This window comes from Pontibacter vulgaris (assembly GCF_022758145.1).
Classification (GTDB): Bacteria; Bacteroidota; Bacteroidia; order Cytophagales; family Hymenobacteraceae; genus Pontibacter; species Pontibacter vulgaris.
This window is the reverse complement of record NZ_JAJVDH010000006.1, coordinates 39,294-66,055: the sequence shown is the minus strand read 5'-3', so window position 1 is coordinate 66,055 and position 26,762 is coordinate 39,294. Positions and strand designations below refer to the sequence as shown.

Below are 26,762 nucleotides of genomic sequence, written 5' to 3'. Positions count from 1 at the left end.
CAGTATGCACATGTACTGATTTGAAGACTTTTTTGTTTCTTACGAATATAATGAGGCAATCAGGAAGCCAGTTAATTTACTTTTGCTGCCATCGAACGACCTGCCAGGTACCCTGTAGTCCAGGCTGCCTGAAAGTTAAACCCCCCAGTAATACCATCCATATCAAGCACTTCTCCTGCAAAGTATAAACCCGGTTGTATTTTGCTTTCCATGGTTTTCATGTTTACTTCACTTAAATCAACTCCGCCGCAGGTTACGAATTCTTCTTTAAAAGTAGTTTTCCCTTTAACATCAAACGGTGCCCGCAACAAGGCTTCAACCAGTTTATTCGTATTTTTTGCGGGCAACTCCAGCCAACGAGTTTCAGCAGGTATTTCGGCAAGCTCACAAAGGGCTTTCCAGAGACGTTGTGGTAAACCAAAAAGCGCGTTTGTGTTTACCACTTTTTTCGGATGCGCCTGCCGGTATTGCTGCAAATGTGCCCGCAAGCTTTCTTCTGTATGTTCAGGTATCCAGTTAATGAGAGCAGTAAAAGTATACTGCTGATCGTGGAAGACACGGGCTCCCCAGGCAGAAAGCTTTAACACAGCCGGTCCGCTATACCCCCAATGGGTGATGAGCAATGGCCCTTCGTATTCCAGTTTTTGTCCGGCTATTCTTACTCTGGCATTTGGCACCGAAACACCCTGCAACTCTTTTAAAGGAGAATCCGGCACATTAAATGTAAACAGCGAAGGCACGGGCTCCAGTATGGTATGCCCCAGTTTGCGAAGCCATTCATAGCTTTGAGATTTGGGATTACCACCTGTACTTACAAGTACTTTATCAGCAGTTATGGATGAACCGTTTTGCAGATGAAGTATGAAGGAAGTATGACCATCAAGTGAAGCTACCGGTTCTATACTTTCAACACCAACACCGGTTCTTATACTTACGCCGGCTTTTCTGGCTGCCTGCATTAAGCAATCAACTATAGTTTCTGAAGTATTGGTAACCGGGAACATACGTCCATCAGCTTCAGCTTTCAGAGCTACTCCGCGTTTTTCGAACCAGGCTATTGTTTCAGTAGCTCCAAACGTTTTAAAAGCGTCTTTCAGCTGCTTGGCACCACGTGGGTAATTTTGAGAGAATATAGAAGGCACAAAGCAATGATGCGTAACATTACAACGGCCACCACCTGATACACGCACTTTGGAGAGCAGCTTGTTTGTTTTCTCCAATAATACTACCTGACTGCTTGGATTTGCCTCTGCACATGTAATGGCCGCAAAAAAACCCGCCGCACCGCCGCCTATTACTGCTACTTTCATTTATTATCTTATCAACTATTTATACTTTGCCTTAAAATGGAAAACCTGTAGATCGATCTCCATTTAAGAAAACAAAAATACTAAAAGAAAGCCATAGGGTCGGGGTAAGCAAAAATATAGCTCAGATCATTCTTCAATTTCTGGCTGCTGATGAGTTTGAAATGGGTTTCCTGCATATCATCAAATAGAGGAGGTTCTAGCCCTAAAGCAAGTGCAGCCGCAGGATAAAACTCTTTACGCAGGGGATGTTCGTCTGCGCAGGCATTGTATACCTGATTCCACTTTTCTTGCTGTACTATACTTACCAGAATATTCAGGCAATCTTCTAAATGGATTAGGTTTACGGGTGCATCGCCATTGGGCATATGTTGCTTGCCTGCCATGAACCGGCCTAGCTGGCGGTCGCCGCCAACAAGTCCTCCAAACCGAACAATAGTAGTTACCCAGTCTTCACGGTCCTGGAACATTCGTTCTGCCTGTAACAGCATATTTCTAGGTTCAAGTATATCGGTATAACTGATGTCGTCTTCTGTTACCGTCCTATTAAAATCTGGGTAAACGGAGGTGGAGCTTACAAATAAAACCCGACTGACCTGTGAATTTTGCAAAGCATGAAGTAATAGCTCCAGTTGTTTCAGATAAGAAGCGCCGCTATCGGATCGCAGGCGCGGCGGAATGTTAAGTATAAGTATACGTGTATCCAGGAAATCCTCAAGCAGCTTCTGGTCAAGTGTCTCATCCTGCAGGTTTAGCAGGTATGGTTGTATCTGCTTTTCGCTTAACAAATTTACTTTGTTTGTACTTGTTGTAGAGCCTTTAACACGATAGCCAAGTTTCACAAATCGGTCGGCCAGTGGCATACCAAGCCATCCGCACCCCATTATACTTATATCTGCAGTTGCTGCCATTTATACTTTACTTATACTTAGACTCAACAATTTTTCGGACTCCTTGTTACTGCTACCAAAGCGTATTAACCAATAGGAATAGAAACCTCAGGTAAAGTAACAAAATAAATGGCGTACGATGTGCTTATAGTTGGTTCTGGTTTTGGTGCCCTTACGGCGGCTGCACTGCTTACAAAGCGCGGGCTTAAGGTTGGTGTACTGGAACAGAACAAATATGCAGGCGGTTGCTCTACCACCTACAAACGCAAGGGCTATTGGTTTGAAACAGGCGCTACTACCTTGGTCGGACTTGATGAGCACATGCCGCTTCGATACTTGATTGATGAAACCGGGATAAATGTAAACCTTCGCAAACTGGAATTGCCTATGCAGGTACACCCACCTGACGGGCAGGTTATAAACCGATATCCTGATCTGGAGGATTGGATAAGCGAAGCTGAGCGTGTTTTTGGTAAGAAGAATCAACGTACCTTTTGGAAGCATCTGTATAGTATAAGCCAACAAGTATGGCAAACTTCTTTAACACAGCTGAGTTTCCCGATATCAAATTATAAGGATCTTTGGCAAAGTATACTTCGTGCACGGCCTTCCCAGCTTAGGCTTATTCCGGGTGCTTTCCGAACAATGGAAGATGTGCTTAGGAAGTATGATCTTCTGCAGAATAAGTTATTCGTTGAATTTGTAAACGAACAGTTGCTCATAACAGCACAGAATTATTTACCCGAAGTCAACGAACTTTTTGGGGCTACCGCACTATGTTATACTTTGTACGGTAACTTTTATGTAGATGGAGGCCTGATTAACCTGATCAATCCCATAACGGATTATATTACCTCCAACGGATCATCCATACTTTACAGGCATAAAGTTGATGCTATCATTCCGCTACCTGAAAAAGGATATAAAATTCATACTTCTAAAGGTATACTTACCAGCAGGTTTGTCATAAGCGGGGTTCCGCTTAATAATACTGCCTCTCTGATAAAAGATGAGAAAGTGCAGGAGTCATTGCGCAAATACATATTGCCTTCACCAAAACTGAATAGTGCTTTCTCCATAAGCATGGTGCTTAAAAACACGCCGGCACTTAAAACGATACATCATCAAGTGCATGTGCCGGAAGGCCTTCCCATCATCAAAAGTAAAAGTATATTTCTGAGCCTGAGCCACCCCGAAGACACGTTAAGAGCCGCAAAGGGAGAAACTATAGCTTCTGTAAGTACACACATTCAGGATCCAGAAAATAATTATATCGAACATAAAGCGATTGCTGAAGATGCAATTATAAAGGTGCTGCAGGAGAGAGGCTTAGTTCGCAAAGAAAACATTTTATACTTGCAATCGGCTACACCTGGCTCCTGGCTCCAATGGACGGGCAGGGCTTATGGTATGGTGGGTGGTTATCCGCAATATCAGCATCTAAAACTCTGGCAAATGAAAGATGCCCGCTTAGACCATAAAGGCGCTTACCTCTGTGGCGATACCGTTTATCCCGGTCAAGGCATACCGGGCACTTGCCTGAGTGGCATCATAGCTGCGCATAAATTACTTCAGGATCATTATTAAATTGTAAGAAAGTCTGCTCAAAAATCTAACTGGCAAGTACTGTCTCAACTGATAATTTATACTTTAAAGTATAATGTTAGAACACCAGTTCATATCACTTTAACAACCTAATTTATAGTAGTTTAAATAATTTATAAAATCAGACAAAGTTTAACATGCAGGTAATAGCAGATTTAAAATTAAACTGCATCTTTGGAGTATTGTTTAATCCCTATATATACCTATGTTAAGAAACTTTAAAAGCTTTTTGTATCTGTCTGCAATAGGATGGATGCTTGTTTCCTGCTCTAAGGAGGAAATGAATCCGGATGCTACCAAGCAGCAAATCGGAACCGTAGATTCTGTGGCAAATGCAACCCAGGACAATAACATGGCCATGGGCAACCCGAGCGGCGCCGGAACCAGTTACTCCAATTACCTGGTTACAAAGAGTCAGTACGCTATGTCGTATAACAGCTACCGTGGTACGCCAAACTGGGTTAGCTGGCATCTGAGCAGTGCGTGGTTAGGTAGCACGCCTCGGCAGGACGATTTCCGTGCCGACAACTCACTACCTTCTAGTTTTTATAAAGTACAGTCCACTGACTACACTGGCAGCGGCTTCGATCGTGGACATAATTGCCCGTCAGCAGACCGCACCCTTACTGTTACCGACAACTCAGCTACTTTCCTGATGTCGAACATGATTCCGCAGGCCCCTAACAATAACCAGCAAACCTGGGGTAATCTTGAAAACTATTGCCGTACACTTGTAAACCAGGGCAACGAGCTTTACGTGATAATGGGAAGTTACGGAACAGGTGGCGATGGAAGTGCTGGCTATAAAACCACAATAGCTGGCGGCAAGGTTACAGTACCAAACCGCATCTGGAAAGTAATTGTTGTATTGCCAGTTGGTACCGGAGATGCTGCTCGTGTTACCACCAGCACACGCGTTATCGCCGTGGATACTCCAAATTCAAATACCGTCAGCAGCTCCTGGGGTGGTTACCGTACTACCGTAGACGCTATAGAAGCCAAAACTGGTTATAACATCTTATCAAACGTATCATCTACAGTGCAAACCACCATTGAAGCTAAAGTAGATAACGGCCCAACGCAATAAGCCGGGTTTATACTTCAAAAAAATCCCCTGTCAGACCTGGCAGGGGATTTTTTTATATACTCAGGTTTCTACAACCAATGTTTTGTAGCCGGCATAGTTACCATCGGGCGTACGGCCCAGTATAAATACATCGATACCAATTTCATGAATACGGTATACTTTAACATCCTGCAGCAGATTCTTTAATGTTACTACCAATTGCCGGAAACGCTCTGCATCTTGTTTTCTTTTATCTACATCATCAGGATAAGTGTTCATCATATTCCGGAAAAAATAATCCACTTCCTGCACTTCTACTTTTTTGCCGGCTGGCTTTCCTGCCCATTGCACAACTACGGTTTCATCAAAAAATCCGTCTTCTGGCTTTTCATGAAAATAATATTCCAGAGGTGCATCGGTTTCGCTTAGCATCAGCAGGCCATCTGCAGCCCGCACCAGTTCGCTTTTCATACTTTCATTGTCCATGCTGTTCAGTATAGGTTATGCAAAAGAATACGACATTTTTAAAAGTATAAACAAAGCAATCGTTATCTTTATTATGCAGGCAGCCTAACCAGGAGCTGCATTTTCACATACTAAACAAAAGAAACTATGATAAAAGCTGAACCGATGCTGAAAGAAGGCGCACTGAAAGGCAAAACAATAATTGTAACAGGCGGCGGTACAGGCCTGGGCCGGTCTATGGTTAAATATTTCCTGGAACTGGGTGCTAATGTAGTTATCTGTAGTCGCAAATTAGAAGTGTTGGAGCAAACTGCACAGGAACTAATGCAGGAAACAGGCGGCCAGGTTTTACCTATTGCCTGCGATGTACGCAAGTACTTCGAGATAGAAGCCATGCTAAAAGCTACACTGGAAAAGTTTGGACGTGTAGATATACTGGTAAATAATGCTGCTGGAAATTTCGTTAGCCCAACCGAGCGCCTGAGCCATAAAGCTTTTGACGTGATTACTGACATCGTGCTGAAAGGTAGCTACAACTGTACCCTGGCACTGGGCAAACACTGGATAGAGCAGAAACAGGAAGCAGCTATACTTAATATTGTTACTACCTATGCCTGGACCGGCTCTGGTTATGTTGTTCCATCAGCCTGCGCAAAAGCCGGTGTGCTGGCCATGACACGCTCTCTGGCATCGGAGTGGGCAAAGTATGGCATCCGTTCAAACGCCATTGCCCCAGGCCCTTTTCCAACAGAAGGTGCCTGGACACGCTTGTTCCCGAAACAACTGGCCGATAAACTGGATCCGGTGAAGCGTATACCTGTAGGCCGCTTTGGCGAGCACCAGGAATTGGCCAACCTGGCTGCCTATTTAGTATCAGATTACGCCTCTTTTGTGAATGGGGAAGTGGTAACTATAGATGGGGGAGAATGGCTTTACGGCGCCGGCGAATTCAACTCTTTCGATCAGATCCCGCAGGAAATGTGGGATGCGATGGAAAAGCAGATGCGTGGTAAAGGGCAGTAAGATATTGGGTATAAAAAAACCTCTGTTTCAGGCAGAGGTTTTTTATAGGGCTTATTCTTTCTAGTTTGAACCGCTGCTTAGCATAAGCACCAATGCCAGGTTAACCCCAAAGGCAATACCCCAGTTTTTCCATACTTTACCTGACTTTATCTTGCGTGCACTTTTTCGGTAACCAGAAGCATAATCCGGTTGGTTTAGCATATCAGGAGTCGGAGAGTCCAAGTTCTTAACTTTAGGAGGCGTAGAGGATGTAATAATTGCCGGTACAAGCCCGATTAAAGGAGAAACAAGGCTTGCAACCAGAACTCCCGTACCAGCAGATTTGTAACCATCATAATGGTTTAGTGCATCTAATTGCCCTTTGTTAAAGAGTTCCACTGAAGAAGCAGATGATGTTACGGGCTGTACAGCGTTTACTGCTGGTGCAGGTTGGTTGGATGCCGTAGCACTTGCCGCTTCAGGCAATTCAAAAGCCTCGGTAGTTTTGTTGGCATACTGAATTACGGTTACCTCTGCTTTAGGCACCACGTAGGTTGGGCCTTCTAAATTGCTAAAGCTTTTATACTTGATGTCGTTTAAAGAGACTTCCAGTACTTTTGCCTGCAATATTTCCCCGTTACGCTTAGTGATCAGGTCCTGAGCCTGTAAAAAAGTAAGGCTACCCAGAACTAAAAAGAATGATAGTAGATGTTTTTTCAAAGGATTTGGCTTTAAGTTGATTATTCAAATTTAATCAGCTACAATATTAATAACAATAGATATAGATTAATTAATTTAAGAAGAGACTTAAAAAATGCTACTATTAAGTAGATTTGATATTATAAGAACAGCGGAGTTATTTCACATAATTAACTAATAAACCCAAAAGCAAAAAGAGCTATACTTAGAGAAGTACAGCTCTTTTTGCTTACTTTCTGACAAGGTTAAATTTTATGCAACAGGCCTTTAATAGCATTCACAGTTTCATTAGGGTCTGCACCTAAACCTTCCTGCTGATGTATGATCTCACCTTTTGCATTCAGTACAGAAATAATATTAGAGTGCGCTATCTCACCATCAGGAGACATTTTATACTTCATGTTCAGCAAAGCAGCCAACTCCTGAATATTTTCCTGCTTACTGGTCAGCAGTTTGTAACGGTCAGGGTCAAGATTGTTCTCTTTAGCAAAAGCACTTAGTTTTTCTGGCGTATCCCAGGCTGGGTCCATAGTTACCAGTACTATTCCAACATCTTCACGCTTAACTTCTTTCAGCGATGCTTCAATACGTATTAGATCAGCTACAATGCGTGGGCAGGCGTAACCGCAGCTGGTATAGATCATGGCCACTAACTGAACTTTGCCTTGCAGGTATTGTAATTTTAAAGTTTCGCTATTCTGATTCTGCCAGTCCGAATCAAGATTATAAAGTGACATTTCAGAAATTTCTGTAGAGCCTGTGGTCGGAGCAAGGGTAGCTGACTCTGTCGCTTTAATTATACTTTGCTCTCCCTGGCATGCACCCAACACAATTGCTAATAGCAATAGGGTAGCTGTTGTATATTTTCTCATCGTATTCATCTTTTTACTTTTTGGCAATAGCTTGATTCTTTACATCCTGCACACAACGGAAACCTAAGTTGCCTACCGTATAGTTTGCTTTCAGGCTGGAGCGGAAGGCATAGCGCATAAAGGCAACATAATTCTGAACATCACTCGCACCGGTAGCGCCGGCTCCGCAAAACAGCTGTCTGTCAAGACTGGAATTAGCCCTTGATTCACCGATTAACATGTTGGAGTTAAAGTCAGAAGTCCATTCCCAAACCAAGCCGATCATGCCATAAATTCCATAGTAATTTCTAAAGCTTTGTTGAACAGGGGGCAGATACTTTGGGTTTGGCTGGCTGTACCAGTCAAGGCTTCGTTGGTAGAATTTAGCATCTTTAGAAGCATTGGCTTTGGTTTCGCTGGCAAGTGCAGCATACTCCCATTCATTTATACTTGGCAAGCGTTTGCCCTGGCATTCGCAGTAAGCTTTGGCTGCAAACCATGATACATTTACAACCGGACTATTACTCAGTTTGTCTGCATTTTTACCAACATTAGAATCTGAGGTCCAGTGGCGTAAGTAGTTGGCATCAGCAAAGAGCTTTTTTACCGCATGCTTCTTCCATTTAGGATTTTTAGTCACAAAAGCAGCGTACTCAGCATTTGTAACCGGGTACTTATCCATCCGGAAACCCTGCACGCTTACAGCTTTGCCGTTGCTGCCGTAAAGCGGCACAAAAGTGCCTCCTTTTACCTGGGCCAGGTTTGCAGGAGTGCTCTTTTGTGCCATTGCCATACCACAAGTTCCGAAAATCAGGAAAGCTGTCAGAAGTCTGCGGATCATAATCTATACTTTATACTTTGAATTAGTGCTTGTAAGTGGCTTTCGCTTTTTTCACCTGGTCGAGGGTTACTTCGCCGCCTTTGTTGCCCCAGTTATTTACTACATAGGTTATTACATTCGCAATTTCCTCGTCTGTTAACTTCAGTTTAGGCATGGTGCTGTTATAAACTTCTCCGTTCACTTTTATCTGACCTTCCAGGCCGTGTGCTACCACACCTATAGCTCTGTTCAGATCGCTGTTCAGGAAGTCAGATTTAGCAAGCGGAGGGAAGGCGCCTTTCATACCTTGGCCTTCAGCCTGGTGGCAAGCCTGGCAATTTTGAGCATACAATGTTTTGCCAAGCTCTATGCGCATGTTCTTGTTTGATGCAACCATCGCTTTAGGTGTAGCAGATTGTGGCATTTCCTGCACAGTGGATCCTTCAGGCTGGTATATCCTGTCATCTATCTGGCCAGAGTACAGGCGCTTGTTTTCGCCGCCTTCCACTTTTATCATACCCAAAGCTCCTTTATTAAATGCCCTGAAGATAGAGTGATCTACTAGCACATAGTTACCAGGCACATCGGCTTTAAATTCTGTAATAGCTGAGCCACCTGCCGGCACCAGGGTAGTCTGCACGTTGCTGTGTACTTTGGTACCACCCTCTGTATAAACGTTGTCAAAAATTTCACCTATGACGTGGAAGGAAGAGATCAGGTTAGGGCCGCCATTACCTACAAACAGGCGTACAGTTTCACCAACTTTGGCTGTAAGGGCTTTATCGCCGGTAAGCGAACCTACAGAACCGTTAAACACGACATAAGATGGGTTTTCGTCCAATGCTTTTTCCATATCGAAAGGCTGTAAACCAGGTGCACCGAATGCCCCTTTAGTATAGAAATCGCCCTGCATTATGTAGTATTCTTTATCAACTTTAGGAAGTCCTTCTTCAGGCTCTACCAGTATTAAGCCATACATACCATTGGCAATGTGCATACCTACCGGGGCAGTAGCGCAGTGGTAAACATACAAGCCGGGGTTAAGGGCTTTAAAGTTAAAGATAGTTTCGTGGCCAGGAGCTGTGAAAGTAGAAGCAGCACCACCGCCTGGGCCTGTTACTGCGTGTAAGTCAATGTTGTGCGGGTTCTTGCTATCGGGGTGGTTCATTAAGTGAAATTCCACTTCGTCGTTCTGCCGGATACGAATAAACTTACCCGGTACAGAACCACCAAATGTCCAGAAAGTATAGTCTACACCGTCAGCCATTTTTTTAACAACCTCCGATACTTCCAGTTTAACAACCACTTTTGCAGCATGCTTTCGGGTAATAGGGGCCGGAACTTTAGGTGCATCCGTTAGCTCTGCCTGAATTACTGGAAGTTCTTTTGCAAGTGCCTCTTCGGTTGACGCTTTATTATCAGCAGTTGTTGCCTGTGAGCTGCAGGATGCCAATAATCCTAAGCTGTAGATACCTATAGCTGTTAGCTGTACCACTTTGCTCAGTGTAGACATTTTCATAATGTTAAAGGATTAGTGATTTTGTATGGTACAAAGAAATACCATGGGCTGCTTTATTCTTATGATGGTAGTCATATTGGTTTATGACATATATCACTGAATGCCTTATTAGGCCAATTCAAGAAAAGGTAAATTGAACAGTGGGGGGATGGGGTTTATAATTATGCGGATAAAAGTTAAGCCATCTTATACTTAATGTTGCAACATATAAGTATGTACATTATATAGTATTTGATGATTATTCAATTTAATTTTGCGCCAGCAAATTTAAATTTTGAGTGTTTTGAAAAAATATATACTTTTCCTGATTTTTCTTTTCAGCATACCGGCCCTACATGCCCAAATCCGGATATCGGGTAAGGTAACAGATGCGAAAACCGGCGAAGCTTTGCCATTTGTAAGCGTTTACATAAAGAATTCGTCAATAGGTACTACCTCCGATATAAACGGATCCTTTAACATTAAACTTTCAAAAGCTCCCGATTCATTAACTGTTTCTTATGTAGGATACCTCACGCTTTCCAAAGCTGTTAAGGCTGGCCTGCCGGTACAAGATCTGCAATTTAAGCTCGAGACAGCCTCACACAAATTACAGGAAGTGGTAATCAGGCCAGGCGAGAACCCAGCCTGGGAAATTATGCGCCGGGTAATGGAGCACAAAAAGGCAAACGATAAGCGCAAACTGACCTCTTACCAGTATGAAGCTTATACCAAAATGCAGTTTGATGTAGATAACCTCACTCAGAAAAAACGCCGACCAGGTATAAAATCAGCTATCACTTCTGTTGTAGATACTTCTATGTTCATTAAAGGGGAGGATGGCAAAAAAGTGCTGCCTTTCTTTATTTCCGAATCTCTTTCAGACTTCTACTATAACCGCGACCCCAAGAAAACAAAAGAGGTAATAAAGGCTTCCAAGATTTCAGGTATAGGTATACAGGATGGTAACCTGGTTGCCCAGGTTATTGGCACTTCATACCAGGATTATAATTTTTACCAGAACTGGGTAAGCGTGCTTCAGAAAGATTTCATAAGCCCCATTGCGGATGGCTGGAAGAGCTATTATGAGTATGAGTTACTGGATAGTATGTATGTTGGCGAAGAATGGTGCTATAAAATTAAAATAGACCAGAAAAGGCCACAAGACCTGGCATTTAATGGCCATATCTGGATAACGGAAGATACTTATGCTTTGCGAAAGATTGATGTGGCGGTAAGCAAAACAGCCAATATTAACTTTGTGGAAAGTATAAAATTGTTCCAGGAATCTTTGCCTACGGCAGAGGGGTCCTGGTTACCTGTGAAAACGGAAGTTAAAATGAAGATCGCGAAGCTGAGCGAATCAAGGCCGGGGGTATTTGCAAAAGTTAGTACATCTGCCAAAAATTTTGTCGTAAACAAACCACTCAAATCCAACTTCTTCGACCAGCCGATTTCCCTGGCGCAAAAGGCAAATTCTAATACCGAAACATTCTGGGATCAAAACCGCCACGATACTTTATCTGTAGCCGACCAATTGGTTTTCGCAACTATAGATTCCATAAAAGCATCGCCTAAAGTAGCACGTTTTACCAAAATTGCTACCGTGCTGGCTACAGGTTATAAGAAGGTTGGTAAAGTTAGCCTTGGCCCGTACCCTTATACGTATGCCTATAACAACGTGGAGGGCCACCGCCTTCAGGTAGGATTTAAAACCAATGCCAGTCTCAGCGATAAGTGGGAATTTGGTGGCTATGCCGCTTATGGTACCGAAGATAAGAAAGCAAAGTATGGCGCAAATGCACGGTACATCCTGTCGCGGAAGCATTGGAGCGAAGTTGGGGTATCCCATAAAGAAGACCTGCAACAGGTTGGCCTTATGTCGGAAAAACTGATGGCAAGTCCATTCTTTATGGGTTTTGCAAGGTTTGGTGAATTGCGTAGACCTATACTTGTAACAGAAACAAATGCCTATCTGCAGCGTGAACTTTTCAGAGGGATTAACCAGCGCATTGGTGTAAATAACCGTCAGTTCAGACCTCAGTATGATTTTGCTTACCAGGATACACATGGCGAAGCACCACAAAAACTTATAGGTAATTTTAAAACAACCGAACTAAGCTACTTTGCAAGAGTTGCTAAAAATGAAGTAGTTGTACAAAACGATAACGAGCGAATAAGCCTGGGTAATGGCAGCTGGCCGGTATTTACATTTAAGTACACGCTTGGCCTGAACAATGCATTGGGCTCTACACTGAGCTACCAGCGTGCCGATGTGGGTATGAGTCAGGAATTTTTGATGGGCCGCTTAGGTAAAACCCGCTACAGACTGGAAGCAGGTAAAATATTTTCGGCAGTGCCATATCCGTTACTCGAAGTACATGCAGGAAACGAAACGCCTTTCTACTACGACCAAACCTACCAGTTAATGAATTACTTTGAGTTTGCCAGCGATGCATTTGCCACGTTTCGCTACGAACAGTATTTCGAAGGATTGTTGTTTAACAGATTGCCCCTCATCAAAAAATTAAAATGGCGCACACTTGCCAGTACAAACATACTCTATGGTAACCTAAGCCAGCAGAATAAAGCTATGCTTTCGCCAGTTGGAGTTAACGGAACACCGCAGGAAGCTTTTTATACTTTCACGGATAAACCTTATGTAGAAGTAGGGTATGGTATCGAGAATATCTTTAAAGTACTTAGAGTAGATGCTTATCACCGCCTAACATACCTTGATAATCCGGGTGCCAGAAAGTTCGGAGTGAAATTCTCAATACAGTTTAAACTATAAAAGAATCTGATTCCAAATATAAATAAAGCCTTTCCTGAAGAATCGGGAGAGGCTTTTTTAATTTCTTACTTTAGAGTCTTTATAACTGTTATACTTTTCCTAACCGCATAAATAACGGGAAAGTCAGTTCTTTTACTTCATCATCCTGCCAATACTGCAAAAGCTCTTGCTTAAGTGGGTCAAGCGGAGTAGTATGTTCTTTCCGGATATAATGTTGCATACTGGACCAGGAACTTAAATAACCCAGAAAATCGCTAAGCGACCAGTTAACCGTAATCCGGAAAGGCGGAGCCTGTATTTCTTCGAATGGGAAAGAAATGGATTTATACTCTTCATCCATCAGTCTGCGCTCCGGGTCCCAGTAAGGGCCAAGTGTGTTGCTGTAAAAATTTAGGATAACCGGATCTATTTCGGGTGATATACGGACCAGGCTATAAGACCATGCAGCAATATAGGCACCGGGCCGGGCTACACGTTTTACCTCCTCAAAGAAAGCATCAATATCGAACCAATGCAGGGCTGTGGCAACCGTAATTAAATCTATACTTGTATCCGGCAAAGGCGTGTTTTCAGCTCTTGACAGGAGGTAGGTTATGTTGTCTTTTTTAGAAGCCTGCTGTAGCTGTGCTTCGCTTATATCGGTAGCATATACCTGTTTATACTTCTCCGCCAGCTTTACGGCCACTTGCCCGTTTCCGGTGCCGCAATCCCAGGCGGTATTAAACTGCAAGGGTAAACTAAACAGGTATTCATATAAAGCATCCGGATAATGTGGCCTGAAGCGGGCATACTGTGTTGCCTGCACAGAGAAGTTGTCTTTTGCTTGCTTCATAAGAAAGATAATATCTGTAGCATTAACGATTACAAGTATAAATTGCCATCGATTTTATGTACTGTACTTTTTATAAATAGGTGTTACAGGCCTGATAAAGAATTTAGATTCCGGTTACAATTGCTTGTATACTTTGCATGTATAACATCTGCTGCTTTTTTGTTAACGATTTATACTTTTAGAATAGAATAAAGAGTAAGCTGAAGTATAAAGTATAGCAAAAAATAAATACAAGCACAGATATTAAAATTAAAGGAGAAGTAATAACGGGAGCATGCTTAAATAATACATGAATAGTTTCTTTTCAAGAATGAATAAGGCAGAAAATGGAAAAATGATAAAAATGTAATTTAAGGGCTTTACAACAATTGAATTTGCTTTACATTTGCGACATCAAAATTTAAGTTGTGAAGAGAATATTGTTTTTGCTTTTAATGACTATAACCTGCATAAATCTTGCAGGCGGTTATTCTATTGCAGCAACTGCACTCGCGCAGCAAAATACCAATACCTTACCTATAGCATTACCTAATGCTGGGCAGCATATAGTAAAGAAGGCAGTAGTCGATTTACAAACCATTCAGCTCAACAAAGAAGATTCTGAAGACAAGCTGCTTTTACCTGATATTGCTTTGCTCTTAGCACCTGCGGAGTATAGCTATATCCCTGACTTTAAATTATTTAACAAACACTTTTTGTTGCATTATGGTACATCCATAAAAGATAAAGAGCTTGCTGCCTACATTCAGCACCAAAATTTCAGACTATAGTTTCCTCTTTTAAGTTGCTTATACTTCTGTAGGCCTGCACCAAGGCTATCTGCAACTAAATTTTCCCGCTTTCTTAAGCACCAAATTCAAAAGTTTTAATTTCCGGGTACGGGTAATCTGCTGTTACCGCTAAGTCTTTATACCTAAGCATAACTATTTGCTAAGGTATAGCTGTAGCCATAAAAGCGCTATTACCTTATAAAATAGCTGACGTCAATAACGTCCTGTTGCCTGCCCCGAAAGATTTACATTCTGCCTATTATGTTATTTACTTCTTTAGTAAGGTGTAATGCCTTACACATCCCCTTTATAAAGTCATTAACCAATCTTATATAAATTTATTTATCATGAAGAGAATTCTCATGCTTATGGGCATGTGTGCTTTGTTGTGCCACACAAGCTGTACATCATCACAAGGAGAAGAGAAAAAGGAACACGAAACCACGTTTTTGGTAAGCAGTCCGGTAAAAATGGACACAACCATTACGAAAGATTACGTGAGCCAGGTCAATTCCATACGCCACATTGAACTAAGAGCGCAGGAGCGGGGCTACTTACAGAAAATATTTGTAGATGAAGGGCAGTTCGTAAAAAAAGGTCAGCTGCTTTTTCAGATCATGCCTAATTTATATCAGGCCGAACTACAAAAAGCGCAGGCTGAGGCCAATTTCGCTAAAATAGAATACCAGAACACAAAATCACTTGCTGATAGAAACATTGTTGCTCCAACTGAACTGGCGATGGCCAAAGCAAAACTGGACAAGGCAAAAGCTGACGTATCCTTGGCTAATGTACACCTGCAGTTCACAGAAATCAGGGCTCCTTTTGATGGTATAATCGACCGTTTCCATGTAAGGCTAGGTAGCCTTGTAGATGAGGGAGAACTACTGACCGAACTATCTGATAACAGTAAAATGTGGGTTTATTACAACGTACCCGAAGCTGAATACCTGGATTATCAAACGAATGAAAAGAAGGATAATTCGGTGAAAGTAAACCTTTTGATGGCCAATAATCAGCTATTTAAACATACGGGTGTGGTTGAAACAATTGAAGCCAATTTCAATAATGAGACGGGTAATATTGCTTTCAGGGCTACTTTTCCTAATCCGGATGGGCTGTTAAGACACGGCGAAACAGGTAACATCCGCATGAGTATTCCGCTGACAAATGCACTGCTGATTCCGCAAAAAGCCACTTTCGAAGTACTCGATAAGAAGTATGTATATGTGGTAGATAAAAATAATGTGTTAAGGTCAAGGGAGATAAGTATAGCTGCAGAAATACCTCACATCTATGTAGTACAGAAAGGATTAGCTGAAAACGATAAGATCCTTTTAGAGGGCTTACGACTGGTACGCGAAAAGGAGAAAATTCAATACAAATTTTTGGAGCCTACTGCAGTCCTGTCTGATTTAGATTTATATGCAGAATAGTTAGGCATCCTAAAAAGCAGAAGAAATGTTTAATAAATTTATACACAGACCTGTATTCGCTATTGTAATATCGGTCATGATTGTCTTTGTAGGCACGCTCGCTATCAAGAAGCTACCTATTTCCCAATTCCCGGATATTGCGCCCACCACGGTAAATATATTCATTGCATATCCAGGGTCCAGTGCTGATGTACTGGTTAATTCCACGCTTATTACCCTTGAACAGGCCATAAATGGCGTGGAAGGGATGCGGTATATAGCTACTGATGCCACCAGTGCCGGCGAAGCAACGCTTAGAATAATTTTTGAGCCGGGTACAGATCCCAATGATGCCGTAGTCAGAGTGAAGACGAGGGTAGACCAGGTAATGCCGCTCCTGCCAGAATTGGTTCAGCGCGAAGGTGTTGTTATTACGCCTATCCAGCCCAGTATGCTGATGTATGTCAATCTATATTCGAAGAATAAGAGCATGGACGAAAAATTCCTTTTCAACTATGCTACTGTTAAAATGATCCCAGAAATACAGCGGACCAAAGGGGTAGCAAGGGCACAGATACTGGGTAGCCGCAGGTATGCCATGCGCGTTTGGCTAAACCCTGACCGCATGCGGGCTTATAACATCTCGGTAGAAGAGGTAATGAAAGCCCTCGGAGAACAAAGTATAATCGGCCGCCCGGGCAGGATAGGTCAAAGCTCAGGTATAGCTTCCCAGTCGCTTGAATATGTGCTTACATACAAAGGCAGGTATAACAAGCCGGAGGAATATGAAGGAATTATTATCCGCGCCAATACAGAAGGAGAAAGTATACACCTGAAGGATATTGCTACGGTAGAACTTGGAAGTGAATTCTTCGATATTTATTCCAGCCTGGATGGACATCCATCAGCGGCGATTGTGTTGAAGCAGAACTATGGCAGTAATGCCAGCGATGTAATTGCAGAAGTAAAAACGAAGCTCGATGAAATGAAAGCCACTTTTCCTCCGGGCATGGATTACAAAATCAGCTATGATGTTTCTCAGTTCCTGGACGCTTCCATAGAGCAGGTGATCCATACATTGCGGGACGCATTTATACTTGTTGCCATCGTAGTTTTCATTTTCCTGGGCGACTGGCGCTCTACCCTGATCCCGATCCTGGCTGTGCCGGTATCGCTGGTAGGGGCGTTTTTTGTAATTCAGTTCTTTGGGTTATCCATCAACTTAGTAACGCTGTTTGCGCTAGTACTGGCTATAGGCATTGTGGTAGATGATGCTATTGTGGTGGTAGAGGCTGTCCATGCCAAAATGGAGGAAAAGCCACAACTATCACCTTACAGGGCTGTTCAGGAGGTACTTGGTGAAATCAGTGGTGCCATTATCGCCATCACAGCTGTAATGGTTTCGGTATTCCTGCCTATTTCATTCATGTCTGGTCCGGTAGGTACATTTTACCGGCAATTCTCCATTACAATGGCCAGTTCTATTGTAATTTCTGCTCTGGTAGCACTTACACTTACTCCGGTACTATGCGCTATGTTGTTAAAAAATCATCATGGTCATGAAAAGAAGAGCAACATCCTGACCAGATCGCTTGATGGTTTTAACCGTGGGTTCGACAAACTTACCGGGAGGTATGTAGGATTGCTGAAATCAATTGTGAGCAGAAGATGGCTTACTTTCGGTGTATTAGTAGCTTTTGGTGCAGGCATATTCTACGAAAATCAGGTGCTGCCTGCAGGCTTTATTCCGAATGAAGACCAGGGCACTATCTACGCCATTATCCAGACTCCTCCGGGCTCAACCCTTGAAAAAACAAACCAGGTATCTCATAAACTTCAGAAAATCTGTGAAGAAGTTGAAGGTGTAGAATCGGTTTCATCTTTGGCAGGTTACGAGATCATGACCGAAGGTAGGGGCTCCAACGCCGGTACTTGCCTTATCAACCTGAAAAGCTGGTCTGATCGTGATCATACTGTTAAAGAGATCATGGAGGAGTTAGAGGAGAAGTCGAAAGGCCTAGGAGCTGTAGTTGAGTTCTTTGAGCCACCGGCAATTCCGGGCTTTGGGTCTTCGGGCGGTTTTTCGATGCGTTTGCTTGATAAAACCACCGATACCGACTACCATGAATTTGATAAAATTAACCAGCAGTTCATGGATAATCTGCGCAAGCGTAAAGAGCTGACAGGCTTGTTTACCTTTTTCGCAGCCAATTATCCGCAGTATGAATTAGAGATAGACAATAAACTGGCCATGCAAAAAGGCGTGTCTATCGAAGCTGCAATGGAAAACCTCAACATTTTGATTGGCAGTACCTACGAGCAAGGCTTTATCAAATTCGGTCAGTTTTTCAAAGTATACGTTCAATCCGATCCTCAATTCAGAAGGCTTCCATCAGATGTTTTAAAGCTTTTTGTTAAAAATGATCATGGAGAAATGGTGCCTTACTCTGCGTTTATGAAAATGAAGAAAACGCAGGGTCCTAACGAAGTTACCCGTTTCAATATGTACAATTCTGCATCCATCCAGGGGCTTCCGGCCAAGGGGTATACGACTGCAGATGCGATAAAAGCGGTGCAGGAAGTGGCAAGCCAGACCTTACCACAAGGGTACGACATTGCCTGGGAAGGCCTTTCTTACGACGAAGCGGGTAGAGGCAATGAGGCGCTTTATGTGTTCCTGGTTGTAGTCTTGTTTGTGTACTTGGTATTAGCTGCTCAGTACGAGAGCTTTATTATTCCGTTGGCGGTAGTGCTCTCGCTGCCGGTCGGGGTATTCGGTTCATTTTTATTACTTAAGCTGATGGGGCTTGAGAACAACATCTATGCCCAGGTAGGTCTTATCATGCTGGTTGGTCTGTTAGGTAAAAATGCCGTGCTGATAGTGGAATTTGCTGTTCAGAAGCGCCAGGAAGGCGCCACAATTTTTGATGCAGCCATAGAAGGTGCAAAAGTGCGCTTCCGCCCAATATTGATGACCTCGTTCGCCTTTATTGCCGGCTTGATACCGCTGATAATTGCTACCGGTGCTGGTGCTATAGGTAACCAGACAATTGGTGCCTCTGCACTTGGCGGGATGCTGTTCGGAACAATATTCGGTGTCATCATTGTGCCTGGGTTGTATTACATATTTGCCAAACTGGCCGATGGCCGCCATCTGATAAAAGATGAGCATGAAAGCCCATTAACAGAAGGACTCGGGCACAGTAAAGAATTAAAACTTTTAACCGAAGAAGTTGAGTACGATGCTTAAAAGAATATTATATATATGCATAGGAGTAACTGGCATGTCGTGCACTTTTACGGCTTGTACTACTCCTGCTTTAGTTGAAAAATCAGTGAATACGTCGGTACCTGCGAGTTATAATAACTCGCAGGACACTGCCAACACGGCAACCACCAAATGGCAGGCTTATTTCACCGATCCACACCTGAGCGCACTGATAGACACTGCGCTGCAGAACAACCAGGAACTGAACATTACTTTACAGGAAATTCAGATTGCCCAAAGTGAAGTAAGAGCCAGAAAAGGAGAGTACTTGCCATCGGTTGGGCTGAAATCAGGTGCAGGCCTTGACAAGGTAGCCAGGTATACCAATATAGGAGCCATGGAGGCTACTACCAATATTGAAGGGGATAGAGAAATGCCTGAGCCTTTGCCGGATTTTATGGTGGGTGCTTATGCTAAATGGGAAGTAGATATATGGCATAAATTGCGCAACGCTAAAAAAGCAGCAGTACTCCGTTATTTGTCGTCTGTTGAAGGCAAGAATTTTATGGTTACTAACCTGGTTGCAGAGATTGCTAATTCATACTATGAATTGCTTGCTCTTGATAATCAACTGGACATCGTAAAACAGAATATTGATATACAGGCCAATGCCCTGGAAATAGTAAAGGCACAGAAAGAAGCTACCCGTGTAAATGAGCTGGCGGTGCGCAGATTTGAAGCCCAGGTGCTCAACACTAAAAGCCTCCAATACAGCATTCAGCAAAGGATAACAGAAACTGAGAATAAAATCAACTTCCTGTTAGGCAGATACCCGCAACCTATTACAAGGAGTTCACAAGCATTTAGTGATCTAAAGCCGGGAAACATTCAGGCTGGTATACCTGCACAGCTTTTAGAAAACCGACCAGATATAAAACAAGCCGAAATGGATCTGGCGGCAGCCAAACTGGATGTGAAGGTGGCTAAAGCCAATTTTTATCCGTCCTTAGGTATTACCGCAGGTGTGGGGTTTCAGGCATTCAATCCATCTTTTCTACTGAAATCGCCTGAATCCATACTTTATACTTTGGCTGGCGATCTTACTGCTCCCTTAATCAATAAGAATGCGATTAAGGCCACTTACTATAGTGCGAATGCAAAGCAGCTACAGGCCGTTTATAACTACGAACGTACCGTTTTAAATGCGTACATCGAGGTTGTAAATCAACTGTCGAACATCAATAACCTGGAAAAAAGCTACGACCTGAAAATGCGGCAGGTACAGGCACTTACGCAATCCATCACTATCTCAAATGACCTGTTCAAATCAGCACGGGCAGACTATATGGAGGTACTGTTGACCCAACGCGAAGCATTGGAATCTAAGTTTGAACTTATCGAGACCAAGATGCAGCAAATGAATGCATATGTTGCCATGTACCAGGCATTGGGTGGCGGCTGGAAATAAAGCCGCGGCATTGGCAGGTATTTTCACAATACTTAACATGACTTACTCCCTGTATAATTAAAAAATAAAGCCCCGCCTATAATTTAGTCGGGGCTTTATACTTACAATAGGGTAGCCTGCTTAGTTAACTTCTACAGCTTTTTCCTTTTCAGCTTTCTTCTTGGCCTTTCTGGCTTTCTTCAATTCTTTTTTAGAAAGCTTGGTTTCGCCAGTTTCAATTTTCCTGCGCTCATCAACCTGGGGCAGACCGGAAGTATTATCCGTTACTAACGTCATCTCTTTTACAAGATGGCCAGCGCCAGCAAATTTATCAACTACAAAAAGCATGTAGCGCACATCCACGGCAATATTACGAACCTGGTCAGGGTTATACGTAATGTCGCTCATTGTACCTTCCCAGTTACGGTCGAAGTTAGTACCTATAAGCTGGCCATTCGCATTAATAACCGGAGAGCCCGAGTTACCACCTGTGGTATGGTTAGAAGCAATGAAAGCTACCGGTAATTCACCGTTCACACCATATTGGCCATAATCTTTCTTCACATACAGCTCCTTCAGTCTGGCTGGTATAGCGTAGTCTTCAGCGGCACCTGTTTCTGCTTTCTCAATTATACCTTCCAGTGTAGTATAGTATTTATAGTTAACCCCATCAACAGGCTCATAAGGCTCAACTACACCATAAGCCACACGCAGGGTAGAGTTGGCATCCGGGTAAAACTTCTTGTCCTGCTGCATTTCGCGCAGGCCGGCAATGTAAGCCCGGTACAACAGGTTAAGGTTATCGTTTACCGTGTTATAAGTTGGCAATACATTCGCCTTATAATAACTGCTGATACTGTTTGCCAGCTGGAAAGCCGGGTCATTTTTCAGGGTAGCAGTTTTACCATTTTTAATTTCAGCTAAAGCTTTACGTACACCAGTTTCTGAAGTAAAGAAAGACTTGCTGTATACTTCATCGGCATACTTTGCGAAATCGCCTTTATACTTCTGGCGAACTGTTTTGAAAGCCTCCGGATGCAGTTTCTGGTCGATGTCGTTGTAGTACATGGCCATAAGTGCTGCGAATACTTTCATATCGGTAGGGGCGTTATAGTCTTTATAGAAAGCGGCAATTCCTTTTTCAAGTTTTTCTATCTGGGAATTGATTTCAGCTTGCGGAGCTTTGCCGTCCAGCATTTCCTGAAGCTTACCATACTCAGTAGCATACTTAATCAGTTCTACGCCGTTAGCAGCTTCCATGTAATAATCACGCGAAATGGTAATGCCTTCTAGCGCTTTATAGTTTTTAGCAAAATCGGCTAACAGGTTGCCATACTTTTGCTGGCGCTTAGCATCAGCAGCTACCCACTGGGCAAACTGCTTTTCTAACTGCTGCTTTTTCTGAATAGCATTAGCCTTGCGGATACCGCGGTTCTCGCCAATCCATTTTTTCCAGTAGTTAGCTATACTGGCATACTTAGCAGCATATTGTATACGCACAGCATCTGAAGCCTTCATATCCTTATCCAGGATGTTCAGCTTAGTATCGCGGATCTTGATCTTGGCTGGGTTAGATACTGAGTAGATTTCCTCAACAGCCTGCGAAGTCAGGTATTCGTTGGTACGTCCCGGGAAACCAAACACCATTGTAAAATCCTTTTCCTTAACGCCACTAAGCGAGATAGGAAGGTGGTGCTTAGGCTTGTATGGTTTATTGTTAGGAGAATAGTCAGCCGGTTTATTATCTGCTCCTGCGTACACACGGAAAATAGAAAAGTCGCCGGTATGGCGTGGCCACATCCAGTTATCTGTATCGCCGCCAAACTTACCAATAGATGATGGCGGAGCGCCTACCAATCGAACATCACGGAAAGTTTCGGTAATATACATGTAGTACTCGTTACCATAGAAGTATGGCTTTATGACTGCATCGTAGTGTGTGCCAGCTGTAGAAGCGCTACGCACTTTGGCAATATTACGCTGAATAATAGCTTCGCGCTCGGCCTCGGCAATATTAGCCGGAATACCATCCAGAATCTGCTTGGTCACATCTTCCATTCGAACGATGAAAGTAGCCGTTAGACCCGGATTGGGAAGTTCCTGCTCACGGTTCATGGCCCAGAAGCCATCCGTCAGGTAGTCGTTTTTAACGGAGCTGTGCTGCTGAATTTGTCCGTAGCCGCAGTGGTGGTTTGTTAGTAAAAGTCCTTCCGGAGAAATCATTTCGCCGGTGCAGAAACCTCCAAAAGATACGATCGCATCTTTTAAGCTGGATTGGTTTACACTGTAAATGTCGTCTGCAGTGAGCTTCATGCCCTTTTTCTGCATGTCAGATTCGTTCAGTTGCTTCAGGAGCATAGGCAACCACATACCCTCATCAGGGCGTGCAACCGTTATACCTAAACTCAAACAAGCAGCCGCGAACAATGAAACGAGGCGTTTGCTGATCATGGATAAAATAAATGATGAAACAATAAATGCCTCAAGTTAGGGAAATAAAATCTGAAAGGTTGTTTTTTGACCGACAGAATATGGCTTTCTGTAACTATAAAGGCCGCTACATTGCTGCAACGGCCTTTATACTTTATAAGTGATTCAGAATTATAGTGTGCCGGGAGTTGGCTGAAAGCTGCCAACGTCTTCCCAATCCCTGAATTTCCTGATCTCGCTTTGGAAAGCATCCACAAACCAGGCAATCAGACTGATATCGTCCAGAAGACCTATCACAGGAATAAAATCTGGAACAAGATCCAGGGGAGTAACCAGGTATAGAAGCACACCAACCCCGATCAGCAGCGATTTCCGGGAAACATCGCGGTAACTGCCGTTAGCATAAGCTTTTACTAACCTTATAAAGGTTTTCATTATATCTTTTACCTGTTCATAACCACTCTGGCTGCTTTTGGTATCAATCAGTTTGCCGTACGCATTTGAAAGTAGCAATCCCAATTTTACGGGTTTGCCCAGAACTCCACCGGCCTTACCAACAAAGCGATGAAAAATGGCTGTTTTAGAAAGTTTAAGGCCTTTATTTATTAAATCTTGTAGCATGTTCCATTTAATTTAAGTTGGCTTTTATACGTGCAGCACTTTTAAATAGATAAAGCAAAATAAATATAGCGTGTGAGCATGGCACGCTACAGAAATATCATAAAAAATTTATACCTTTCTTCTTGATAAATATCTTTTTCTGCCTTAAAGTTGGCATATAATTCCTATACCTGTTTTAGCGAAAGGCCTTTTATACCTATACTTATTATGAAGCTCTTGCTGAAGGTGTTTTTAATTCTGATGGCTACAGGCGTTATCCTGTACGGAGGTACATTTTTTTTACCGGCACGCTATGAAGTAACGCAAACGCAGCTGGTAGATGCTACGCCCGAGCAGGTATTTTCTTACCTCAACAACCCGACTCAATGGCCTAGATGGACAGTTTGGTCCAAAGAAAAAGATCCGACGCTTATTCTAATGTATGGGGGACCTTTATCTGGTGAGGGTGCGCAACAAAGCTGGAGCGGCGATATGCTGGGAGAGAGCCGGATTATCTTCACCCAAAGTATAAAACCCAGCACATTAACTTATGAGCAGACTTTAAGCATAGATCTTAAGGTATGGGGCTCATTTACCCTGGAAGAATTAAACCAGGGCACCCGAATTACTTGGCAGCAGGTAACAAACGTACCTGATAAACCAATTGCTAAACTAAATGCGATCTGGCAGAAGTATAAAACCGAAGAAGAGCTTATGGAAAGCCTAAAAGGATTAAAAGAATTACTTGATCAGGAAAGCAGGAGGAGCGCAGCAAGGTAAAACTAATGTATAATTCAAACAGAATGGCCTGTAAGTTTATACTTTATACTTACAGGCCATTCTGTTTGCTTAAAATCAGGATGTAAAATTAATGCATGAGTTACTACAATAGCTCATTCGCAAGGTTTGCCAACTCTGAACGCTCGCCTTGTAAGAGTGTAATATGAGCATAAAGCGGGTGGTTCTTAGCCCTATCTATCAGGTATGATAATCCATTACTTTGCGAATCCAGGTAGGGCGTATCTATCTGGTAAATATCGCCTGTAAAGATGATCTTGGTGTTTTCGCCCGCTCTTGAAATAATAGTTTTTACCTCATGCGGTGTCAGGTTCTGCGCTTCATCAACTATAAAGTAAATATTAGAAAGGCTGCGCCCTCTGATATAGGCCAAAGGCGTAATCACAAGTTTTTCCAGGTCAAGCATATCCCTGATTTTCTGGTACTCCTTACTAGATTCTGCAAACTGGTTCTGTATGTATTTCAGGTTATCCCAGAGCGGCTCCATATAGGGGTTAAGTTTTGATTTAATATCGCCGGGCAGGTAACCTATATCTTTGTTGCTGAGTGGCACAACTGGCCTGGCCAGGTATATCTGCTTATAGTCGCGGCGTTGCTCCAGGGCTGTTGCCAGCGCCAGCAGCGTTTTACCAGTACCCGCCACACCCTGTACCGACACAAGTTTTATACTTGGGTTAAGCAGCGCATGCATGGCAAAAGTCTGTTCAGCGTTGCGCGGCTTAATTCCAAAGGCACTTTGTTTATCTACACGCTCCAGTTGCTTTTCGGCTGCATTATAGTAGGCCAGAACAGAATTTTTATAGCTTTTCAGGATGTAGAAATGATTATCAGCAGGAGGAGTTGAAAGCACCTGGCCGATTTCTGACTGGCCCTGCTCATATAACTGGTTTATTGCCTGAGCCGGCACATCTTCTATCGTATCATTGCCTGTGTAAAGGCCTGCTACATCCTGTATTTTACCGGTCTCATAATCTTCTGCAGGTAAGTTAAGTGCACGGGCTTTAAGTCGCAGGTTTATATCTTTTGTAACCAACACTACTTTTTTATCAGGCTTATCAACCTGTAACTGTAAGGCAGAGTTAAGTATACGGTGGTCATTTTTATCTCCGAAAATCTTGGTGGCATCCACCTTTCCGGATGCATCACTCATAAGAACCGTGAAACAGCCTTTATTTTTTCCGTTTAGCGGTAGCCATTCCTGTAGTTTATGTTCAGATGATTTCTTATCTATAAAACGAATAAACTCGCGGGCTTCAAAATTCTTGATATCGTTGCCCTTTTTAAAATTATCCAGTTCTTCCAGCACGGTAATAGGTATGGCTACATCATGCTCCTGGAAATTCTGAATAGCACTGTGGTCATAAAGTATAACGGAAGTATCGAGCACAAATATCTTCTTCAGGTTAAGTTCTGAAGCTTTAGACTTTGTAGTTTTGGTAACTTTTATACTTGCTGTTTTAGCAGATCCGTTGATTGCTTTATCTGATTTTGCTTTGGGTGCTTTTATTGGGTTTGGCATAGGAGTGCGGGCTAAGGGTGAAGTTCGTATCTGGCGCTAAACACTTATCTTCCAGGTGCCAGTAGCAGGAAGTTTCTATGCTTTTTACGGATAAAATTAGCGCAGGTATATATTTGAAAGTAACATACAGCTTCGCTTGAGATGTAAATCAAAGACATATACTTCGTATTAAGTTGACAGTTAAAAACTTACAATTTTAATCCTGCGTTTAGCTAATTAATTATTACTAAATATTTATATTTAATCCTGTCAGATTCTTAACCTGTAAAGTTTTAGATTATGAAAATACTGTACTGTCTTACATTTTTGGTGCTGCTAAACTTTCCAACTTCGAGTAGTAGTATGCCGGAAAACAAGGGGAAAAAGCATTTCCTGAATCTGTTCGGTACTAATAGGCTTGATAAGCAAGGACGCAACCATGGCCGCTGGAAAATATATATTGGCGATGTAATGGTCCGAAACGGGCGGTTTAGGCACGGAAGAGAAGTTGGTAAGTGGCGCTATTACCACATGAATGGTAATCTGTTTATGGAAGAAAAATATAAACGCAAGCTTAACTATATTCCAGTAACGCGTTACCACGAAAACGGCAACCTAGCCAGAACAGGTCAGGCCAGAAGAATAGAAAGTGGTAATATTATAAAGTACTTCTGGTTTGGAGAGTGGCAGGTATACAATTCGGCAGGAGAATACTCACACACTGAACTGTATGAAAATGGTAATCTGGTAATAGGTAAACTCTGAGA

General features: G+C 42.8%; 21 protein-coding genes. 10 read left to right on the top strand and 11 right to left on the bottom strand.

The features are described 5' to 3' along the window. Positions 1-71 precede the first annotated feature (71 nt). Both LWP20_RS14710 and LWP20_RS14705 read right to left on the bottom strand, forming a co-directional pair. A complete protein-coding gene (locus LWP20_RS14710) occupies positions 72-1,310 on the bottom strand; it encodes a BaiN/RdsA family NAD(P)/FAD-dependent oxidoreductase (RefSeq protein WP_242928929.1) in 1,239 nt (412 codons plus the stop codon). An 80-nt stretch (positions 1,311-1,390) separates the two neighbouring features. Then, positions 1,391-2,218, bottom strand: coding sequence for an SDR family oxidoreductase (locus tag LWP20_RS14705; protein ID WP_242928928.1), 828 nt, complete (start codon positions 2,216-2,218; stop codon positions 1,391-1,393). Positions 2,219-2,326: 108 nt separating this feature from the next. Here LWP20_RS14705 and LWP20_RS14700 point away from each other — a divergent pair, with 108 nt between their 5' ends. Both LWP20_RS14700 and LWP20_RS14695 read left to right on the top strand, forming a co-directional pair. Further along, entirely contained in the window at positions 2,327-3,784 is a 1,458-nt protein-coding gene (locus tag LWP20_RS14700; RefSeq protein WP_242928927.1) for a phytoene desaturase family protein, read from the top strand. 223 nt (positions 3,785-4,007) lie between these two features. Further along, entirely contained in the window at positions 4,008-4,889 is an 882-nt protein-coding gene (locus LWP20_RS14695) for a DNA/RNA non-specific endonuclease (protein ID WP_242928926.1), read from the top strand. Between the two features lie 60 nt (positions 4,890-4,949). Here LWP20_RS14695 and LWP20_RS14690 read toward each other — a convergent pair whose 3' ends face one another. Continuing rightward, positions 4,950-5,354: a nuclease A inhibitor family protein gene (locus LWP20_RS14690; protein WP_242928925.1), complete on the bottom strand. Its 405-nt coding sequence runs from the start codon at positions 5,352-5,354 to the stop codon at positions 4,950-4,952. A gap of 126 nt (positions 5,355-5,480) precedes the next feature. On the opposite strand from LWP20_RS14690, the gene LWP20_RS14685 reads away from it, so the two are divergent. Continuing rightward, positions 5,481-6,356, top strand: a complete 876-nt coding sequence (locus LWP20_RS14685) for an SDR family oxidoreductase (protein WP_242928924.1) — start codon at positions 5,481-5,483, stop codon at positions 6,354-6,356. A gap of 60 nt (positions 6,357-6,416) precedes the next feature. On the opposite strand, the gene LWP20_RS14680 is transcribed toward LWP20_RS14685, so the two are convergent. From LWP20_RS14680 to nirK, 4 genes are all read right to left on the bottom strand, one after another. Next, on the bottom strand, positions 6,417-7,055 hold the full coding sequence (locus tag LWP20_RS14680) for a hypothetical protein (RefSeq protein ID WP_242928923.1): 639 nt from the start codon (positions 7,053-7,055) through the stop codon (positions 6,417-6,419). A 224-nt stretch (positions 7,056-7,279) separates the two neighbouring features. Further along, positions 7,280-7,906 (bottom strand): SCO family protein, encoded by a 627-nt coding sequence (locus LWP20_RS14675; RefSeq protein WP_242928922.1) that lies wholly within the window; start codon positions 7,904-7,906, stop codon positions 7,280-7,282. Positions 7,907-7,919: 13 nt separating this feature from the next. Continuing rightward, positions 7,920-8,726 carry a formylglycine-generating enzyme family protein gene (locus tag LWP20_RS14670; RefSeq protein WP_242928921.1) on the bottom strand — a complete coding sequence of 269 codons (807 nt, stop codon included), beginning with the start codon at positions 8,724-8,726 and terminating at the stop codon, positions 7,920-7,922. 22 nt (positions 8,727-8,748) lie between these two features. Next, on the bottom strand, positions 8,749-10,224 hold the full coding sequence (gene nirK / locus LWP20_RS14665; protein WP_242928920.1) for a copper-containing nitrite reductase: 1,476 nt from the start codon (positions 10,222-10,224) through the stop codon (positions 8,749-8,751). A gap of 283 nt (positions 10,225-10,507) precedes the next feature. On the opposite strand from nirK, the gene LWP20_RS14660 reads away from it, so the two are divergent. Beyond that, positions 10,508-12,997 carry a DUF5686 and carboxypeptidase-like regulatory domain-containing protein gene (locus LWP20_RS14660; RefSeq protein WP_242928919.1) on the top strand — a complete coding sequence of 830 codons (2,490 nt, stop codon included), beginning with the start codon at positions 10,508-10,510 and terminating at the stop codon, positions 12,995-12,997. An 88-nt stretch (positions 12,998-13,085) separates the two neighbouring features. Here LWP20_RS14660 and LWP20_RS14655 read toward each other — a convergent pair whose 3' ends face one another. Continuing rightward, positions 13,086-13,829 carry a class I SAM-dependent methyltransferase gene (locus LWP20_RS14655; RefSeq protein WP_242928918.1) on the bottom strand — a complete coding sequence of 248 codons (744 nt, stop codon included), beginning with the start codon at positions 13,827-13,829 and terminating at the stop codon, positions 13,086-13,088. Between the two features lie 407 nt (positions 13,830-14,236). On the opposite strand from LWP20_RS14655, the gene LWP20_RS14650 reads away from it, so the two are divergent. The 4 genes from LWP20_RS14650 (at position 14,237) to LWP20_RS14635 (ending at position 20,690) form a co-directional block, all read left to right on the top strand. Next, entirely contained in the window at positions 14,237-14,599 is a 363-nt protein-coding gene (locus tag LWP20_RS14650) for a hypothetical protein (RefSeq protein WP_242928917.1), read from the top strand. A gap of 347 nt (positions 14,600-14,946) precedes the next feature. Beyond that, the gene (locus LWP20_RS14645) at positions 14,947-16,035 is read left to right on the top strand and encodes an efflux RND transporter periplasmic adaptor subunit (RefSeq protein WP_242928916.1); all 1,089 of its coding nucleotides are present in this window, start codon (positions 14,947-14,949) and stop codon (positions 16,033-16,035) included. 25 nt (positions 16,036-16,060) lie between these two features. After that, positions 16,061-19,264 carry an efflux RND transporter permease subunit gene (locus LWP20_RS14640; RefSeq protein ID WP_242928915.1) on the top strand — a complete coding sequence of 1,068 codons (3,204 nt, stop codon included), beginning with the start codon at positions 16,061-16,063 and terminating at the stop codon, positions 19,262-19,264. Then, a complete protein-coding gene (locus LWP20_RS14635; RefSeq protein ID WP_242928914.1) occupies positions 19,257-20,690 on the top strand; it encodes a TolC family protein in 1,434 nt (477 codons plus the stop codon). The genes LWP20_RS14640 and LWP20_RS14635 overlap by 8 nt, the downstream gene beginning before the upstream one ends. Before the next feature lie 120 nt (positions 20,691-20,810). Here the strand turns inward: LWP20_RS14635 and LWP20_RS14630 are convergent, their stop codons facing one another. Both LWP20_RS14630 and LWP20_RS14625 read right to left on the bottom strand, forming a co-directional pair. Next, positions 20,811-23,120 carry a S46 family peptidase gene (locus LWP20_RS14630; protein WP_242928913.1) on the bottom strand — a complete coding sequence of 770 codons (2,310 nt, stop codon included), beginning with the start codon at positions 23,118-23,120 and terminating at the stop codon, positions 20,811-20,813. Positions 23,121-23,270: 150 nt separating this feature from the next. After that, positions 23,271-23,720, bottom strand: a complete 450-nt coding sequence (locus tag LWP20_RS14625; RefSeq protein ID WP_242928912.1) for a YkvA family protein — start codon at positions 23,718-23,720, stop codon at positions 23,271-23,273. A gap of 207 nt (positions 23,721-23,927) precedes the next feature. Between LWP20_RS14625 and LWP20_RS14620 the strand changes: the two genes are divergently transcribed. Beyond that, a complete protein-coding gene (locus tag LWP20_RS14620; RefSeq protein WP_242928911.1) occupies positions 23,928-24,479 on the top strand; it encodes an SRPBCC family protein in 552 nt (183 codons plus the stop codon). A gap of 103 nt (positions 24,480-24,582) precedes the next feature. On the opposite strand, the gene LWP20_RS14615 is transcribed toward LWP20_RS14620, so the two are convergent. Beyond that, the gene (locus LWP20_RS14615; protein ID WP_242928910.1) at positions 24,583-26,016 is read right to left on the bottom strand and encodes a PhoH family protein; all 1,434 of its coding nucleotides are present in this window, start codon (positions 26,014-26,016) and stop codon (positions 24,583-24,585) included. Positions 26,017-26,358: 342 nt separating this feature from the next. Between LWP20_RS14615 and LWP20_RS14610 the strand changes: the two genes are divergently transcribed. After that, positions 26,359-26,760 (top strand): toxin-antitoxin system YwqK family antitoxin, encoded by a 402-nt coding sequence (locus LWP20_RS14610; RefSeq protein ID WP_242928909.1) that lies wholly within the window; start codon positions 26,359-26,361, stop codon positions 26,758-26,760. The last annotated feature ends 2 nt before the right edge of the window (positions 26,761-26,762 follow it).

What these genes read in the sequence shown, in the direction of transcription:
- LWP20_RS14675 (WP_242928922.1), bottom strand. Translation starts at nt 7,906, where the DNA reads ATGAGAAAATATACAACAGCTACCCTATTGCTATTAGCAATTGTGTTG.
- LWP20_RS14655 (WP_242928918.1), bottom strand. Translation starts at nt 13,829, where the DNA reads ATGAAGCAAGCAAAAGACAACTTCTCTGTGCAGGCAACACAGTATGCC.
- LWP20_RS14700 (WP_242928927.1), top strand. Translation starts at nt 2,327, where the DNA reads ATGGCGTACGATGTGCTTATAGTTGGTTCTGGTTTTGGTGCCCTTACG.
- LWP20_RS14625 (WP_242928912.1), bottom strand. Translation starts at nt 23,720, where the DNA reads ATGCTACAAGATTTAATAAATAAAGGCCTTAAACTTTCTAAAACAGCC.
- LWP20_RS14635 (WP_242928914.1), top strand. Translation starts at nt 19,257, where the DNA reads ATGCTTAAAAGAATATTATATATATGCATAGGAGTAACTGGCATGTCG.
- LWP20_RS14645 (WP_242928916.1), top strand. Translation starts at nt 14,947, where the DNA reads ATGAAGAGAATTCTCATGCTTATGGGCATGTGTGCTTTGTTGTGCCAC.
- LWP20_RS14620 (WP_242928911.1), top strand. Translation starts at nt 23,928, where the DNA reads ATGAAGCTCTTGCTGAAGGTGTTTTTAATTCTGATGGCTACAGGCGTT.
- LWP20_RS14710 (WP_242928929.1), bottom strand. Translation starts at nt 1,310, where the DNA reads ATGAAAGTAGCAGTAATAGGCGGCGGTGCGGCGGGTTTTTTTGCGGCC.
- nirK (WP_242928920.1), bottom strand. Translation starts at nt 10,224, where the DNA reads ATGAAAATGTCTACACTGAGCAAAGTGGTACAGCTAACAGCTATAGGT.
- LWP20_RS14670 (WP_242928921.1), bottom strand. Translation starts at nt 8,726, where the DNA reads ATGATCCGCAGACTTCTGACAGCTTTCCTGATTTTCGGAACTTGTGGT.
- LWP20_RS14630 (WP_242928913.1), bottom strand. Translation starts at nt 23,120, where the DNA reads ATGATCAGCAAACGCCTCGTTTCATTGTTCGCGGCTGCTTGTTTGAGT.
- LWP20_RS14695 (WP_242928926.1), top strand. Translation starts at nt 4,008, where the DNA reads ATGTTAAGAAACTTTAAAAGCTTTTTGTATCTGTCTGCAATAGGATGG.
- LWP20_RS14705 (WP_242928928.1), bottom strand. Translation starts at nt 2,218, where the DNA reads ATGGCAGCAACTGCAGATATAAGTATAATGGGGTGCGGATGGCTTGGT.
- LWP20_RS14685 (WP_242928924.1), top strand. Translation starts at nt 5,481, where the DNA reads ATGATAAAAGCTGAACCGATGCTGAAAGAAGGCGCACTGAAAGGCAAA.
- LWP20_RS14690 (WP_242928925.1), bottom strand. Translation starts at nt 5,354, where the DNA reads ATGGACAATGAAAGTATGAAAAGCGAACTGGTGCGGGCTGCAGATGGC.
- LWP20_RS14640 (WP_242928915.1), top strand. Translation starts at nt 16,061, where the DNA reads ATGTTTAATAAATTTATACACAGACCTGTATTCGCTATTGTAATATCG.
- LWP20_RS14610 (WP_242928909.1), top strand. Translation starts at nt 26,359, where the DNA reads ATGCCGGAAAACAAGGGGAAAAAGCATTTCCTGAATCTGTTCGGTACT.
- LWP20_RS14615 (WP_242928910.1), bottom strand. Translation starts at nt 26,016, where the DNA reads ATGCCAAACCCAATAAAAGCACCCAAAGCAAAATCAGATAAAGCAATC.